The sequence below is a fragment of the Bacillus sp. BACIII genome, assembly GCF_057836745.1.
In genome coordinates this window covers 1,497,169-1,512,251 of record NZ_CM174437.1, presented here as the reverse complement: position 1 = coordinate 1,512,251, position 15,083 = coordinate 1,497,169, and the positions used below count along the sequence as shown (strand labels likewise).

At 46.6% G+C, this 15,083-nt stretch carries 12 protein-coding genes; 9 read left to right on the top strand and 3 right to left on the bottom strand.

The window, feature by feature from the left end:
* Positions 1 to 49: 49 nt before the first annotated feature.
* Positions 50 to 676, bottom strand: a complete 627-nt coding sequence (locus ACXN9U_RS07175) for a YhcN/YlaJ family sporulation lipoprotein (protein ID WP_060962866.1) — start codon at positions 674 to 676, stop codon at positions 50 to 52.
* A 156-nt stretch (positions 677 to 832) separates the two neighbouring features.
* Between ACXN9U_RS07175 and ACXN9U_RS07170 the strand changes: the two genes are divergently transcribed.
* Positions 833 to 2,161 (top strand): PhoH family protein, encoded by a 1,329-nt coding sequence (locus ACXN9U_RS07170; RefSeq protein ID WP_060962865.1) that lies wholly within the window; start codon positions 833 to 835, stop codon positions 2,159 to 2,161.
* Here ACXN9U_RS07170 and ACXN9U_RS07165 read toward each other — a convergent pair.
* Positions 2,156 to 2,632, bottom strand: coding sequence for a peptidyl-prolyl cis-trans isomerase (locus ACXN9U_RS07165; RefSeq protein ID WP_438421858.1), 477 nt, complete (start codon positions 2,630 to 2,632; stop codon positions 2,156 to 2,158). The genes ACXN9U_RS07170 and ACXN9U_RS07165 overlap by 6 nt on opposite strands.
* Before the next feature lie 102 nt (positions 2,633 to 2,734).
* Here ACXN9U_RS07165 and glsA point away from each other — a divergent pair, with 102 nt between their 5' ends.
* The 4 genes from glsA to pyc all read left to right on the top strand — a co-directional run bounded on the left by glsA (position 2,735) and on the right by pyc (position 8,991).
* Positions 2,735 to 3,664, top strand: coding sequence for a glutaminase A (gene glsA / locus ACXN9U_RS07160; protein WP_489202362.1), 930 nt, complete (start codon positions 2,735 to 2,737; stop codon positions 3,662 to 3,664).
* Positions 3,665 to 3,771: 107 nt separating this feature from the next.
* Positions 3,772 to 4,053 carry an Fpa/YlaN family protein gene (locus ACXN9U_RS07155; protein ID WP_016936238.1) on the top strand — a complete coding sequence of 94 codons (282 nt, stop codon included), beginning with the start codon at positions 3,772 to 3,774 and terminating at the stop codon, positions 4,051 to 4,053.
* A 204-nt stretch (positions 4,054 to 4,257) separates the two neighbouring features.
* Complete coding sequence (locus ACXN9U_RS07150; protein ID WP_049628415.1) at positions 4,258 to 5,469, top strand: FtsW/RodA/SpoVE family cell cycle protein; 1,212 nt, start codon at positions 4,258 to 4,260, stop codon at positions 5,467 to 5,469.
* Between the two features lie 75 nt (positions 5,470 to 5,544).
* The gene (pyc, locus tag ACXN9U_RS07145) at positions 5,545 to 8,991 is read left to right on the top strand and encodes a pyruvate carboxylase (protein ID WP_489202361.1); all 3,447 of its coding nucleotides are present in this window, start codon (positions 5,545 to 5,547) and stop codon (positions 8,989 to 8,991) included.
* 93 nt (positions 8,992 to 9,084) lie between these two features.
* Here the strand turns inward: pyc and ctaA are convergent, their stop codons facing one another.
* Positions 9,085 to 10,011 carry a heme A synthase CtaA gene (gene ctaA / locus ACXN9U_RS07140; RefSeq protein ID WP_060962861.1) on the bottom strand — a complete coding sequence of 309 codons (927 nt, stop codon included), beginning with the start codon at positions 10,009 to 10,011 and terminating at the stop codon, positions 9,085 to 9,087.
* 343 nt (positions 10,012 to 10,354) lie between these two features.
* Between ctaA and cyoE the strand changes: the two genes are divergently transcribed.
* From cyoE to ctaE, 4 genes are all read left to right on the top strand, one after another.
* Entirely contained in the window at positions 10,355 to 11,272 is a 918-nt protein-coding gene (gene cyoE / locus ACXN9U_RS07135; protein WP_060962860.1) for a heme o synthase, read from the top strand.
* A 217-nt stretch (positions 11,273 to 11,489) separates the two neighbouring features.
* Positions 11,490 to 12,560: a cytochrome c oxidase subunit II gene (gene coxB / locus ACXN9U_RS07130; RefSeq protein ID WP_016936233.1), complete on the top strand. Its 1,071-nt coding sequence runs from the start codon at positions 11,490 to 11,492 to the stop codon at positions 12,558 to 12,560.
* A 31-nt stretch (positions 12,561 to 12,591) separates the two neighbouring features.
* Entirely contained in the window at positions 12,592 to 14,460 is a 1,869-nt protein-coding gene (gene ctaD, locus ACXN9U_RS07125; RefSeq protein ID WP_489202360.1) for a cytochrome c oxidase subunit I, read from the top strand.
* Complete coding sequence (gene ctaE, locus ACXN9U_RS07120; protein ID WP_013352146.1) at positions 14,460 to 15,083, top strand: cytochrome c oxidase subunit III; 624 nt, start codon at positions 14,460 to 14,462, stop codon at positions 15,081 to 15,083. Before ctaD ends, ctaE begins: the two co-directional genes overlap by 1 nt.

Below are 15,083 nucleotides of genomic sequence, written 5' to 3'. Positions count from 1 at the left end.
GCCAAAGGGAAAGAAAGCAGCGCCCTTCCTTTGTAGCGGGCGCTGCTTTTTACCGGCGGTTATTCATGTGATGATCCGATTGATCATTCTGCTCTTTTTGCAGCTTGTTCTGCTCTCTTTGGTTCAGCTGGTCATCATTCGATTTAGTCGGTGATTCTTTTTCATTGTCGGTCACATCATTCGGAACTTCCGGCATGACACGTCCGACGATGGCGGCGAGTTCGTCTAAAATGCCTGAAACCGGACGTCCGGCCTTAATATCGCTGCCCATGCCTCTCAGGCGGGAGACTGTATCAGGATCAGCGACGACAACGGCATTGGCGCCGTAAGGATCGTTTTTTAACGCTTGGGCAACGGTGTATTTAATGCTTTCCACTTTGCTCCGTTCTAAATTGTCATCCACATCGATTCCGACGACTGAGTATCTTCCGAGTACGACCGCGGTGGCATCTGTAATGCCTGGGATTTTTTCAGTCACTTCGACTAGATGCTTTGCAATGTCTGTCCGGCCGGGATTCGCAGCTGTTTCAGGAGCTGTATCACTCACATGAATCGGTTTTGCTCCGCCCTGATCGGTTGATTCGTTTTGGATATTGCTGCGCCCGCGGCCGTCCTGTACAGCGGTGCAGCCGGTCAGAATAAATAAAGCTTGTATGATAATGAAAAGAATTCGCACGTCAGATTCCCTCCTTTAATGCTTTCATTTCTTTTATTGTTGAATTAACCTTCTATCTTTATTCACCAAATCATATATTTTAGCAGGCATCCCCGTTTTTCACGAAAAGAGAAGCACACGCTGGGCTTTGATCCTTATTTTTCAGGAGGCTGAGACTTGAGTAAAATTTATGTGTTAGATACGAATGTACTTTTGCAGGATCCTAACGCCATTTTTTCTTTTGAAGAAAATGAAGTTGTCATCCCCGCCGTCGTGCTGGAAGAGGTCGATTCAAAAAAGCGGTATATGGACGAGGTCGGGAGGAATGCGAGGCACGTATCTAAGCTGATAGACGGGCTCAGGGAGAAAGGAAGGCTGCACGAAAAGGTTCCTCTTGAAAGCGGAGGAACGCTCAGAATTGAACTGAATCACCGGTCATTTCATCAGCTTCAGGAAATTTTTATCGAAAAAACAAATGATAACCGCATTTTGGCGGTGGCAAAAAATTTAAGCCTTGAGGAGGAAACGAAAGAAAACGGCCGCCCCGTCATCCTGGTCAGCAAGGATGTGCTGGTCAGGGTAAAGGCGGATGCCATCGGGCTTTTGGCGGAGGACTTTTTAAACGACAGAGTCGTTGACCATGATGAGATATACAGTGGGTACAAAGATATATTTATGAATAAAGAGCGGTTTGACTCGTTTTATAAAAACAAACAAATTTCAGTCAAGGAGCTTCAGCAGCATCAGGTTTATCCGAATCAATTTGTGCTGATGAAAGATGAATTAGGAGGATCTTCTTCTGCGGTCGGCATGGCAGATAAGAAAGGGGAGACCGTAAAAAGACTCGTTTTCGATGATGAGCACGTATGGGGCATCAGGCCGAAAAACGTCCAGCAGACAATGGCGCTTGAACTCCTGCTGAGAGAAGATATCCCGCTTGTCACCCTGATCGGAAAAGCGGGAACGGGAAAAACCTTGCTTTCTCTTGCAGCGGGGCTTCTGCAGACGGAGGATCTCGGTATTTATAAAAAGCTGATCGTCGCTCGTCCCATCGTTCCGGTGGGCAAGGATATCGGATATTTGCCGGGTGAAAAAGAGGAGAAGCTCAAGCCGTGGATGCAGCCGATCTTTGATAATCTTGAATTTTTGTTCAATGCGAAAAAGCCGGGTGAACTTGAAGCGATTTTAGCGGGCATCGGATCAATTCAGGTCGAGGCCCTGACATACATTCGGGGAAGAAGCATTCCGGATCAGTTTATTATTATCGATGAGGCTCAGAATTTGACGAGGCACGAGGTAAAGACACTTTTGACACGGGTGGGAGAAGGCAGCAAAATTGTCCTGATGGGCGACCCGGAGCAAATAGATCACCCATATTTAGACAGTTTAAATAACGGACTTGCTTATGTCGTAGAACGGTTTAAAGGACAAACCGTCTCCGGCAGCGTGAAGCTTATGAAAGGCGAAAGATCCGGCCTTGCACAGCTTGCGGCCGATTTGTTATAGAACTTCGATTTCTGTGACGCCCGTTATCGGTTTTTCAAAGTTTTCGTTCACGTAAAAATGGACCGGACCGCCGTCTTGAAGAGGCTTCCCTGACTCACAGAAATGGGCGATTGCGTCCATCGCCTTTTCAAGCGGCACCTCGGTTCTTTCAGATCCTGAAATAAATACGCAAAGGACAGCGCTTTCTTTCGGCTCGGCATTTGCTAAGACAGCACCGAGCTTCATGGCGAAGCTGCCGTTCATTAATCTTTCTTTTTCAAAACGTTTTTCGCTTTTTAAAGTCGGCGGCGAAATGCGCCCTTCTCTGATCACCCGTTCCGGATCAAGTGTATGCTCCTTAGTTTCTGCCGAGCCGTCTGAGTGAACGGGCTGATTGTTTTCAAACGGAAACTTGCGGTCATCGAAAATCCAGACACTCGGATCAATTGTAATCGGGTATGTAACATTGCCTTTAACTTGAATAACGCTCATGGTGAAGCCCCCCTTTACTTAAAGTATAAAAGTTTTCGCATGAATTGTCACTTTGCGTCGCAAATTAGACGTAACCAACGGCAGCAAAGTGAGGGGATCGAAATGGTATGCCGGCATTACCAGGAGCTGGACGCACTCGTTCAAGAAGCGAAAAAAAAGACCGGAGAAGGCAAAGTGGCAGACTATATTCCGGCTTTGGCAGAATCGGGGCAAGACAGCCTTTCAGTCACGATTTATCATGCGGAAAATACATGTCTGACGGCAGGAGACGCCGACCGGACATTTACGCTGCAGAGCATTTCGAAGGTGCTTTCTCTGGCGCTCGTACTGATGGATTACGGAAAGGAAAAGATATTCAGCTGCGTAGGGCAGGAGCCGACCGGCGACCCGTTTAATTCCATTGTGAAGCTTGAGACGGTGAACCCGGGCAAGCCTTTAAATCCGATGATTAATGCAGGCGCTCTCGTCGTTACAAGTTTTATTAAAGGGCATACGCCGAAAGCCCGTCTGGATTATCTGCTCGGATTTATCAGAAGGCTTGCGAATAATCAGGAAATTACATATTGCAGACATGTCGCAGAATCAGAATTCAGTTCCTCCATGATCAATCGGGCAATGTGTTATTACATGAAGCAGTATGACATTTTTAAAGGCGATGTTGAAGAGGTCATGGATTTGTATACAAAACAGTGCGCGATTAAGATGAGCAGTCTGGATCTAGCCAAAATCGGCTGCGTATTCGCACTTGACGGCAAGCATCCGGAGACCGGGGAACAGGTCATTAAAAAAGATGTGGCGAGAATCTGCAAGACGTTTATGGTGACATGCGGCATGTACAATGCGAGCGGGGAATTCGCGATCAAGGTCGGCATTCCCGCCAAGAGCGGGGTTTCGGGAGGAATCATGGGCATTTCGCCATACAATTTCGGAATCGGTATATTCGGCCCGGCGCTTGATGAAAAAGGCAACAGCATCGCGGGTGTGAAGCTTTTGGAAATCATGTCTGAGAAATACAGGCTGAGTATTTTTTGAAACATTTTTTATCATGACATCTGCTTAAATCCTCTTGCAATTTCACCTGATACCCTTTATGATAAATAGAAGAATTAGGTACTCGCCTGGGGAACGGAGGGATACTTTTGGCTTCAGAGATTATAGTTGACCATCAGCAGAAAGCATTCGAACTGTTGAAGTCAGATGCTGAGAAGATTTTGAAGCTGATCCGAGTACAAATGGATAACTTAACGATGCCTCAATGTCCTCTGTACGAAGAGGTCTTGGATACTCAGATGTTCGGACTGTCGAGGGAAATCGATTTTGCTGTCCGCCTGGGATTAGTTGATGAAAACGACGGAAAAGAGCTGCTGGACAGACTTGAAAGAGAACTGTCTGCTCTGCATGACGCGTTTACAGGAAAATAAATGATCAAACTCAAACTATTCAACGGTTTGGGTTTTTTTATAACCGTAAACCGTTTTTTTGCATCTTCTTTTCGTGAGACGGTCTATTAATCTGCATTTCATCCGAAAAACTATAAAGAAACTGCGTAAATTGTTTATGAATTATAGTAAAATATAATACGCAATAGGTATTAAACGTAAGCTTTAAGCAGGAAAGAGGATGTTATGTTTAAAAGAATGTTAAAATCTTACGATTATTCATTGATAAGCGCTATTATTCTGCTGTGCAGTTTCGGATTGGTAATGGTATACAGTTCAAGTATGATTACCGCCGTTATGCGTTACGGCGTGAGCAGCGACTATTTTTTTAAACGGCAGCTGTTCGCCGTCATTGCAGGGCTCGTGCTGTTTATCATCGCGGCCGTTTTTCCGTACAAAGTGCTCGCCCATCAAAAGGTCCAGAAAATATTACTGCTTGCGTCAGTGGCTGCGCTTTGCGCGCTGTTTGTTTTCGGACATGTTGCCGGAAACGCGCAAAGCTGGTTTAAAATCGGCGGAATGGCCATTCAGCCGGGGGAATTTGTCAAGCTGACCCTGATTCTGTATCTTGCCGCGGTGTACGCGAAAAAACAAAGCTATATCGATCAGCTTTTGACAGGAGTTGCTCCGCCGGTGATCGTCACCGTAGTCATTTGTGCGCTTATCGCCATTCAGCCTGACTTCGGAACGGCGATGATTATCGGTCTGATCGCGTTTTGCGTCATTATGTGTTCGGGATTCAGCGGAAAGACGCTGCTCAGGCTGGTTATCATGGCGGGAATCGTATTACTTCTTGTCAGCCCGATCATTTATCTGAAATGGGACGATATTTTGACACCAGGGCGCATGAGCCGGTTTGAAAGCCTTGAAAATCCGTTTAAATATGCCGGCACATCAGGCCTGCAGATTATAAATTCGTATTATGCGATCGGCTCAGGCGGTTTTTTCGGCCTCGGTCTCGGAGAAAGCATTCAAAAATACGGATATCTGCCGGAATCGCATACAGACTTTATCATGGCGGTGATTTCAGAGGAGCTCGGCATTTTCGGCGTCCTGTTCGTCATTGTGCTGCTTGCTTTTGTTGTGTTAAAAGGTTTTTATATTGCGAGAAAATGTGAAGATCCGTTCGGCAGTCTCCTGGCAATCGGGATATCCAGTATGATTGCGATTCAGACCTTCATCAACCTCGGCGGTGTCAGCGGTTTAATTCCGATTACGGGTGTTCCGCTGCCGTTTATCAGCTACGGAGGCTCATCCATGTTTTTATTATTGACAAGCGCCGGTATATTGGTGAACGTCAGTATGCATGTCAAGTACTCAGAAAAGAAGAAAAAGAGGGAACCCGTTCCGTCTAAGGGGATAAAAAGACGGCAGACGGAAAAATCTGTGTATCTGTAAAAAACAAGTGTATACACAGGGGGGATATTCCTTTATTATAAACTACATATTTAATAGGCCAAGGGGGAGAGAAATTTGTCACAACAATCCATCCAAAAAGTGTTAGTAGCAAACAGGGGAGAAATTGCGATCCGGATTTTCCGGGCGTGCACAGAATTGAACATCAGAACGGTAGCCGTTTATTCAAAAGAAGATTCGGGTTCCTACCACCGCTATAAAGCGGATGAAGCCTATCTTGTCGGAGAAGGCAAAAAACCGATAGACGCGTATCTTGATATTGAAGGGATTATTGGGATTGCGAAAAGAAACGGTGTTGACGCCATCCATCCGGGTTACGGATTTCTGTCTGAAAATATCCAATTTGCGAGACGCTGTGAAGAAGAGGGCATCGTATTTATCGGACCGACGTCATCGCATTTGGATATGTTCGGAGACAAGGTCAAGGCCAGAGAGCAGGCAGAAAAAGCCGGCATCCCCGTTATCCCGGGGAGTGACGGGCCTGCTGAAACATTAAAAGATGTCGAACAATTCGCAAAAGTTCACGGGTATCCGTTTATTATTAAAGCTTCGCTCGGAGGCGGCGGCCGGGGGATGAGAATCGTCAGAAGCGAGGGCGAATTGAAAGATTCGTTTGAACGGGCCAAATCAGAAGCGAAAGCCGCATTCGGAAACGACGAAGTGTATGTTGAAAAACTGATCGAAAATCCTAAGCATATTGAAGTTCAGGTGATCGGAGATAAAGAAGGCAATGTCGTCCATCTGTATGAGCGGGACTGTTCCGTTCAGAGACGCCATCAAAAGGTCATTGAGGTGGCGCCGAGTGTATCCTTACAGCCTGAATTAAGGGACGAAATCTGTGAAGCGGCTGTCGCCCTTGCGAAAAATGTCGGCTATATCAACGCGGGAACTGTGGAATTTCTCGTAGCGGACGGTGAGTTTTACTTTATTGAAGTGAATCCTCGCGTACAAGTGGAGCATACGATTACGGAAATGATTACGGGGGTTGATATCGTTCAGACGCAGATTCTCGTTGCGCAGGGCCACGGACTCCACAGCCGTGCCGTCAATATTCCTCAGCAAAAAGACATTTTTACAATCGGATATGCGATACAATCACGTGTGACCACTGAAGATCCGCTGAATGACTTTATGCCTGACACGGGTAAAATTATGGCTTACCGCTCAGGCGGCGGCTTCGGCGTCCGCCTTGATACAGGGAACAGCTTCCAGGGCGCGGTTATCACGCCTTATTACGATTCACTGCTCGTCAAACTGTCGACATGGGCGCTGACGTTTGAGCAGGCATCGGCAAAAATGGTCCGCAACCTGCAGGAATTCAGAATCAGGGGCATTAAGACCAATATCCCGTTTCTTGAAAACGTGGCAAAGCATGAAAAATTCCTGACCGGGCAATATGATACATCGTTTATCGACACAACGCCCGAACTGTTTGTTTTTCCTAAACAGAAGGACCGCGGAACAAAAATGCTTTCTTACATCGGCAATGTAACGGTAAACGGTTTTCCGGGAATCGGGAAAAAAGAAAAACCTGCGTTTGATAAGCCTCAGGCCATTGCGTTAGGTATCGGAGAAACGCCGGTAAACGGCACGAAACAGATTCTCGATGAAAGAGGCGCTGAAGGGCTTGCTGACTGGGTGAAAGAGCAAAAGTCCGTACTCCTGACCGATACAACGTTCAGGGATGCCCATCAGTCCCTGGTTGCGACCAGAATCAGAACAAATGATTTGAAAAAAATCGCGAACCCCACGGCTGTCCTGTGGCCTGAACTGTTCAGCCTTGAAATGTGGGGAGGCGCGACATTTGATGTAGCGTACCGTTTCTTAAAAGAAGATCCTTGGAAACGCCTTGAAGATCTTCGCAAGGAAGTGCCGAACACATTGTTCCAGATGCTGCTTCGTTCATCAAATGCCGTCGGTTATACCAACTATCCGGACAATGTCATCCAAAAATTTGTCCGGCAGTCAGCAGAATCAGGTATTGATGTATTCCGGATCTTTGACAGTCTGAACTGGGTGAAAGGGATGACGCTGGCCATCGATGCCGTCCGTGAAACTGGAAAAGTGGCGGAGGCTGCGATTTGTTATACGGGAGATATTCTTGATAAGAACCGGACGAAATATGATTTGAAATATTATCTTTCCATGGCGAAAGAGCTTGAGGCGTCTGGTGCGCACATTCTCGGCATTAAAGACATGGCCGGTCTTTTGAAACCGCAAGCAGCATATGAACTTGTCTCCGCGCTGAAGGAAACGATTGATATTCCCGTTCATCTTCACACGCATGATACGAGCGGCAACGGCGTCTTTCTCTATGCCAAAGCTGTTGAAGCGGGTGTGGATATCGTGGATGTCGCCGTCAGCTCAATGGCGGGGCTGACTTCACAGCCGAGCGCAAGCGGATTTTACCATGCGCTTGAAGGGAACAGCCGCCGTCCTGAAATGGATGTCCGGCAGGTTGAAAGACTGTCACAATACTGGGAATCCGTCCGTCAATATTACAGTGAATTTGAAAGCGGGATGAAGTCTCCGCACACTGAGATTTATAATCACGAAATGCCGGGCGGGCAGTACAGCAATTTGAAGCAGCAGGCAAAAGGAGTCGGCCTGGGTGACCGCTGGAATGAGGTGAAAGAGATGTACAGCGTCGTTAACCGCATGTTCGGCGACGTCGTTAAAGTAACACCTTCTTCCAAAGTCGTCGGAGATATGGCGCTTTACATGGTGCAAAACAATTTAACAGAACAAGATGTTTATGATAAAGGCGAAACGCTTGATTTTCCGGATTCTGTCGTTGAGCTTTTTAAAGGGCAGATCGGCCAGCCGCACGGCGGATTTCCGGAAAAACTGCAAAAGCTCGTGCTGAAAGGGCAGACGCCGATTACGGTAAGACCGGGTGAGCTGCTCGAACCGGTATCTTTCGAAGGCATTAAAGAAGAATGGAAAGAAACGCATCAGATGGAATTGAGTGATCAGGACGCAATCGCGTATGCTCTTTATCCGAAGGTTTTCACTGAATATGTACAAACGGCTGAACGCTTCGGTGATATTTCCGTATTGGACACACCGACTTTCTTCTACGGCATGACGCTGGGTGAAGAAATCGAAGTGGAAATCGAGCGCGGAAAAACGCTGATCGTGAAGCTTGTATCTATCGGTGAACCGCAGCCTGATGCGACACGGGTCGTTTATTTCGAATTGAACGGCCAGCCGCGTGAGGTAGTCATTAAAGATGAAAGCATTAAATCATCCGTAAAGGAAAAATTAAAAGCCGATCGGACAAACCCAAGCCACATTGCAGCATCAATGCCGGGAACCGTTATTAAATTGTTAACTGAAACCGGCGCGAAGGTGAACAAAGGCGATCATCTGATGATTAATGAAGCGATGAAAATGGAGACGACGGTGCAGGCGCCGTTCTCCGGGACGATTCAGCAGATCCATGTGAAAAACGGGGAACCGATTCAGACAGGCGATTTACTGATCGAGATTGAAAAAGCGTAAAAGAATGAACATTAAAAAACCTGATCCATGTGCGATCAGGTTTTTTGTATGTAAAAAGACCGAAGCGCTGATGCTTCGGCCTTTTCATGCGCCTCAAATGTTCCGCTGTTTTGATTCATAACGGAAGCGGGCGATTAATAATAGGAAATAGCATAGGACACCGAACAGCCCGGCAATAAAGAGTGAATGGGCAAGTGCAAAACCGGTGGCCATTTCTGAATAAACAACCATGATTCCGGAGAGCGCCTGTAATAAAACAAAGACAAGAGCCGCCGTCCAGCCACCAAGAATCTGTTTTTGGTCTTTGTAGGAGCGCACCGCATGCACGAAAGCGATAAGGACCCATACGAACAGAAGCAGCGCTGCCGTTCTGTGGCCCATCTGCACCCACTCCTGAAATTGGGACGGAAGCCCGTGGTTCAGTCTGCTGCAAAGCGGAACATCAGGACAGGCAAGGCTTGATTGCGTATGGCGCACATAAGCCCCCGTATAAACGACGATATACGTGTAAATCGAAAGGCCGATCATATGAAACTGCATTTTCCTGCCGATTCTGAGCGGCTTGACGAGCTTTTTGTCTGATTTATCCGCTTCAAAGATGAGCAGCGTCAAAATCAGAACAGAAGCGAAAGAAATCAGCGATATGCCGAAATGAAGCGCCATAACGAGCGCATTTGATCCGAAAACAACCGCTAATGCGCCGAGAAGCGCCTGTAAAAATAAAAAGATAATGGACATAATGGCGAGAAAGGTTGTTTCACGGAAAACAGGCGTGACTTTTCTCCATGCCCAAAACGCGAGGCTCAGCACGAGAACGATTGAGACACCGCTTGCGAGTCTGTGGCTCCATTCAATGATAGAAGCGGCATTAAGCTCCGGGAAAAAGCGGCCGTGGCAAAGCGGCCACTGTCTTCCGCATCCGAGACCCGACCCTGTCTTTGTGACAAGAGCGCCGCCGATCAGCACGACGAGCATGACGAATGTCGTCAGTACACCGAGTGCTTTTAAAGCTTTATTCATTTTACATTCACCTTCTTAACAAACTGGACAAAATGATATACGTACCAAGTGTAAGCGAATATGTGTTTTGTGGCAATTCTCAATTCTGTTTGTTCACAAAAATATAATAGAATCAGGACTTCTTAGATAATGGGGTTGATTATTCCAGATGGGTCTGATAGAAATAAAGTAACCGCTTTATTATGCAATCGGCGGATTTAGTAAAATTCATAAAACGTTCACAAATAAATTCCTGTTTCTCGTTTAATATTTAAGAGGATGTTTTTTTACAGGTCATTATCTTGTATGATAGAGTTGCAGGTCTTAAAAAACCTGCTTTAGGTTTGTAAGGGAGGTTTACGTTATGGCTAATTCCAGAATTTTAAACGATACAGCTATAGACGGACAGATTGAAGAGACGACGGCATGGAAGGATTTCCTTTCGCTTATTAAAATAGGAATCGTCAATTCGAATTTAATTACGACTTTTACCGGCATGTGGCTTGCGTTACATATATCCGGTCTGAGTTTTTTAGGCAATTTAAACACCGTGCTTCTTACATTAATAGGATCTTCACTGATCATCGCCGGTTCTTGTGCGGTTAATAACTATTATGACCGTGATATTGATCATTTAATGGAACGCACGAAAGTAAGACCGACGGTTACCGGAAAGATTCAGCCGAATCAAGCGCTGTGGTCAGGAATTTTACTCATTGCTTTAGGACTTATCATGCTTTTAATGACCACCGTAATGGCGGCAGTCATCGGTTTTATCGGGGTGTTTACGTACGTTGTTCTTTATACAATGTGGACGAAACGCCGCTATACGATTAATACGGTTGTCGGAAGTGTATCGGGCGCGGTTCCGCCGTTAATCGGCTGGACAGCGGTTGAAGGGCACATCGGTGTTGTCGCATGGGTATTATTCATGATTTTATTCATCTGGCAGATTCCGCACTTTTTAGCGCTTGCGATTAAGAAGACGGAAGATTACAGAGCAGCGAATGTTCCGATGCTTCCGGTAGTGCACGGCTTTGAGGTGACGAAAAGACAGATTATCGTCTGGGTCGCATGCCTGCTGCCGCTTCCGTTTTTCCTCGGCAGTCTCGGTCTTCCGCTCGTCATTCTCGGCACTCTGCTGAATGTGGGATGGCTTGTTCTCGGACTGATGGGTTTCCGTATGAAAAACATTATGAAATGGGCAACTCTTATGTTTGTCTATTCGCTTAATTACATGACCATTTATTTCGTAGCAATGGTGGTCTTCACGCTGTTTTAATTGAATAATGAGCTTGTTTGATCGCCAAAACAAACAATGACAACTAGTAAACGCCGCCTTGACCTTTTGTTTAATCAGGCGGCTTTGCTTTTATACATAGATGGAATTTTAAGTAAAAAATCTCATATTTTAAGAAATGAGGAAATGAAGTATTTCAGCTGGAAGCAGATTTACTGCTCGTGCATTTTGTACTGATTCAAAAAAGGGGTTGGGTGAAATGTTAAAGCGTTGGCGTCTTTTATCATTATTAGCCTTAGTGCCGCTTTTATTGAGCGGCTGTGGAAAACCGTTTCTGTCCACACTCAAGCCTGCCGGCGAAGTGGCTGATAAACAGTATGATCTGACGGTGCTCAGCACACTTATCATGGTTGTCGTCGTTGCGGTCGTAGCAGTTATTTTCTTTTACGTCATTGTGAGGTTCAGACGGTCGCGTGTAGGGGAAGACACGATACCGAAACAGGTGGAGGGGAACCGTTTTTTAGAAATCACCTGGACCGTTATTCCGATCCTGCTTCTGATTATTCTTGTCATCCCGGTTGTCATCCAGACACTGGCGCTGGCGGATACGTCGCCGATGGATAAGAAAAACCGTAAAGCAGAGGATGCGCTCGTGATTAATGTAAGGGCGAATTTATACTGGTGGGAATTCGAGTATCCTGATTACGGCTTTGTGACCAGTCAGGAGCTGATCGTTCCCACAGATGAACGCGTTTATTTCAAGCTGAAGTCCTCAGATGTGAAACACTCTTTCTGGATTCCGTCAGCCGGGGGAAAAATCGATACGAATACAGATAACGACAATACTTTCTTTCTGACCTTCGATTCTAAACGCAGCAAAGAAGCGGGGAAATATTTCTTCGGGAAATGCGCGGAGCTGTGCGGACCTTCACATGCGCTGATGGATTTCAAAGTGAAACCGCTGCCGTCAAAAGAATTTAAACAATGGACGAAAGCGATGAAAAATTATAAGCATACAACAGATTCCGATTTAGCCGCGCAAGGAGAAGAGCTGTTTAAGGAAAAAAACTGCCTGAGCTGTCATGCGGTTGAGCCTAATGATAAACGGGCTGAAGCGGCAAGAACGGCTCCGAACCTGGCTACCTTCGGCGAACGTGTCAAAGTAGCCGGCATCAAGGATGCGAATAAAGAGAATATAAAAGCTTGGCTGAAAGATCCGGACAGCATTAAACCGGGCAATAAGATGACAGGCACTTATCCGAAGCTTTCGGACTCTGAAACAGATGCGCTGTATGAATATTTAAAAGGGCTGAAAGCGGAGAACAAGTGAGGACAGGGAGATATCAGGGGGGAGGTCGCAAATGATGAATACGCTTACAGGGAAGCAAAGAAAAGGCTCTTTGCTTTGGGACTATTTGACGACGGTTGACCATAAGAAGATCGCGATTTTATATATGATCGCCGGGGGATTTTTCTTCGTCGTCGGCGGACTTGAGGCCATGCTTATCAGGATTCAGCTCTTGAGACCGGGAAACGATTTTGTGAATGCGCAGCAGTTTAATGAAATTATGACGATGCACGGCACGACAATGATCTTCCTGGCCGCAATGCCGCTGTTATTCGGGCTGATGAACGCGGTTGTGCCGCTACAGATCGGGGCGCGTGACGTATCATTTCCATTTCTGAATGCGCTTGGGTTCTGGCTGTTTTTCTTCGGGGGAATCTTCTTGAATCTGAGCTGGTTTTTAGGAGGCGCTCCAGATGCAGGCTGGACGTCGTATGCGTCGCTTGCGCTGAATTCGAAAGGGCACGGCATTGACTTTTTCGTGCTCGGCCTGCAGATATCAGGCTTAGGGACGCTGATCGCGGGGATTAACTTTCTGGCAACCATTATTAATATGAGGGCGCCAGGTTTGACGTATATGAGACTGCCGCTGTTTACGTGGACGACATTTGTGGCGTCGGCACTCATTTTATTCGCATTTCCTCCGCTTACCGCCGGTTTAGCGCTGATGATGCTGGATCGTCTGTTCGGGACGAATTTCTTTAATCCTGAATTGGGCGGAAATACGATTATCTGGGAGCACTTGTTTTGGATTTTCGGGCATCCGGAAGTATACATTTTAATTCTTCCTGCTTTCGGGATTTTTTCAGAAATCATTCCTGTGTTTGCGAGAAAGCGTCTGTTTGGTTATTCCTCTATGGTTTTTGCGATCGTGCTGATCGGCTTTCTCGGGTTCATGGTATGGGTTCACCACATGTTTACGACCGGACTCGGACCGATTGCCAATGCGATATTTGCGGTTGCGACAATGGCGATCGCGGTGCCTACGGGCATTAAGATTTTCAACTGGCTTTTGACGATTTGGGGAGGAAACGTCAAATTCACGACGCCTATGCTGTATGCCGTCGCTTTTATTCCGTCTTTCGTGCTCGGAGGTGTGACGGGTGTCATGCTGGCGGCCGCAGCGGCAGATTATCAGTTCCATGATACGTATTTTGTCGTAGCGCATTTCCACTACGTCATCATCGGCGGCGTGGTGTTCGGCATTCTGGCGGGCGTGCATTTCTGGTGGCCGAAAATGTTCGGGAAGGTGCTTCATGAAACGATGGGGAAAATTTCCTTTGTCTTGTTTTTTATCGGGTTTCATCTTACCTTCTTCATTCAGCATTTCCTCGGCTTAATGGGAATGCCGCGGCGTGTTTACACATATCTGCCCGGTCAGGGGCTTGATACCGGCAACCTGATCAGTTCAATCGGCGCGTTTTTCATGGCGGGCGCGGCTGTATTGCTCGTCGTCAATATTATTTATACTTCTGTAAAAGGGAAATACGTCGGGAATGACCCGTGGCTGGACGGACGTACGCTCGAATGGGCTGTCTCTTCGCCGCCGCCTGAATATAATTTTAAACAGCTTCCGTTTGTGCGGGGACTTGATCCGCTGTGGATTGAAAAGCAGGGCGGAAATGAAGGGATGCCGCCTGCAGAGCCTGTAGAGGACATTCATATGCCGAACGGCTCCATCATGCCGTTTATCATGTCCTTCGGGCTGTTTGTCGCATCGTTCGGGTTTTTATACCACTCTGACTATTCATGGGGGCTTCCGGTTATCTTTATAGGCCTCGGCATCACATTCTTTACCATGCTGCTTCGGTCCTTGGTAGATGATTACGGTTATCATATTCACAAAGAAGATCTGCCGAATGATGATAAAGGGGTGAAGGCGTAATGCAGCTACAGGAAAAAATGACGGCTGAAACCTTTCCGGCTTCTCCTGAAAAAGCAACGCTTGAAGGGAAAAATAAGTTTTTAGGATTTTGGCTGTTTCTCGGCGGGGAAACGGTTCTGTTCGCCTCGCTTTTTGCGACATTCCTCGCGTTGCGGGAATCTAAAGCGGGCGGGCCGTCAACGGCTGACATGTTCGAGCTGCCGATCGTTTTTATCGCCACGATGCTTCTGTTAACGAGCAGCTTAACGAGTGTGTATGCAATGTATCATATGAAAAATTTCTCCTTTAAAAAAATGCAGGTGTGGCTTTTGATTACCGTTTTATTGGGAGCCGGATTTTTAGGGGTGGAAATTTATGAATTTAAGCATTATACTCACGAGTTCGGCTTTACCATTACTAGCTCTGCGCTCGGCTCGGCATTTTACACGCTGGTCGGCACACACGGAGCACACGTGGCGTTCGGGTTATTATGGATCAGCGCACTGATGATCCGGAATGCTAAAAGAGGGCTCAGCCTTTATAATGCGCCGAAATATTATGTGGCCAGTCTATATTGGCATTTCATTGATGTCGTGTGGGTCTTTATCTTTACCGTTGTATATTTGATGGGGATGGTGGGATAA

Excerpts from the sequence above, each read along its gene's own strand:
- ACXN9U_RS07165 (WP_438421858.1), bottom strand. The coding sequence starts at position 2,632 with ATGAGCGTTATTCAAGTTAAAGGCAATGTTACATACCCGATTACAATT.
- glsA (WP_489202362.1), top strand. The coding sequence starts at position 2,735 with ATGGTATGCCGGCATTACCAGGAGCTGGACGCACTCGTTCAAGAAGCG.
- ACXN9U_RS07150 (WP_049628415.1), top strand. The coding sequence starts at position 4,258 with ATGTTTAAAAGAATGTTAAAATCTTACGATTATTCATTGATAAGCGCT.
- ctaA (WP_060962861.1), bottom strand. The coding sequence starts at position 10,011 with ATGAATAAAGCTTTAAAAGCACTCGGTGTACTGACGACATTCGTCATG.
- cyoE (WP_060962860.1), top strand. The coding sequence starts at position 10,355 with ATGGCTAATTCCAGAATTTTAAACGATACAGCTATAGACGGACAGATT.
- coxB (WP_016936233.1), top strand. The coding sequence starts at position 11,490 with ATGTTAAAGCGTTGGCGTCTTTTATCATTATTAGCCTTAGTGCCGCTT.
- ctaD (WP_489202360.1), top strand. The coding sequence starts at position 12,592 with ATGATGAATACGCTTACAGGGAAGCAAAGAAAAGGCTCTTTGCTTTGG.
- ctaE (WP_013352146.1), top strand. The coding sequence starts at position 14,460 with ATGCAGCTACAGGAAAAAATGACGGCTGAAACCTTTCCGGCTTCTCCT.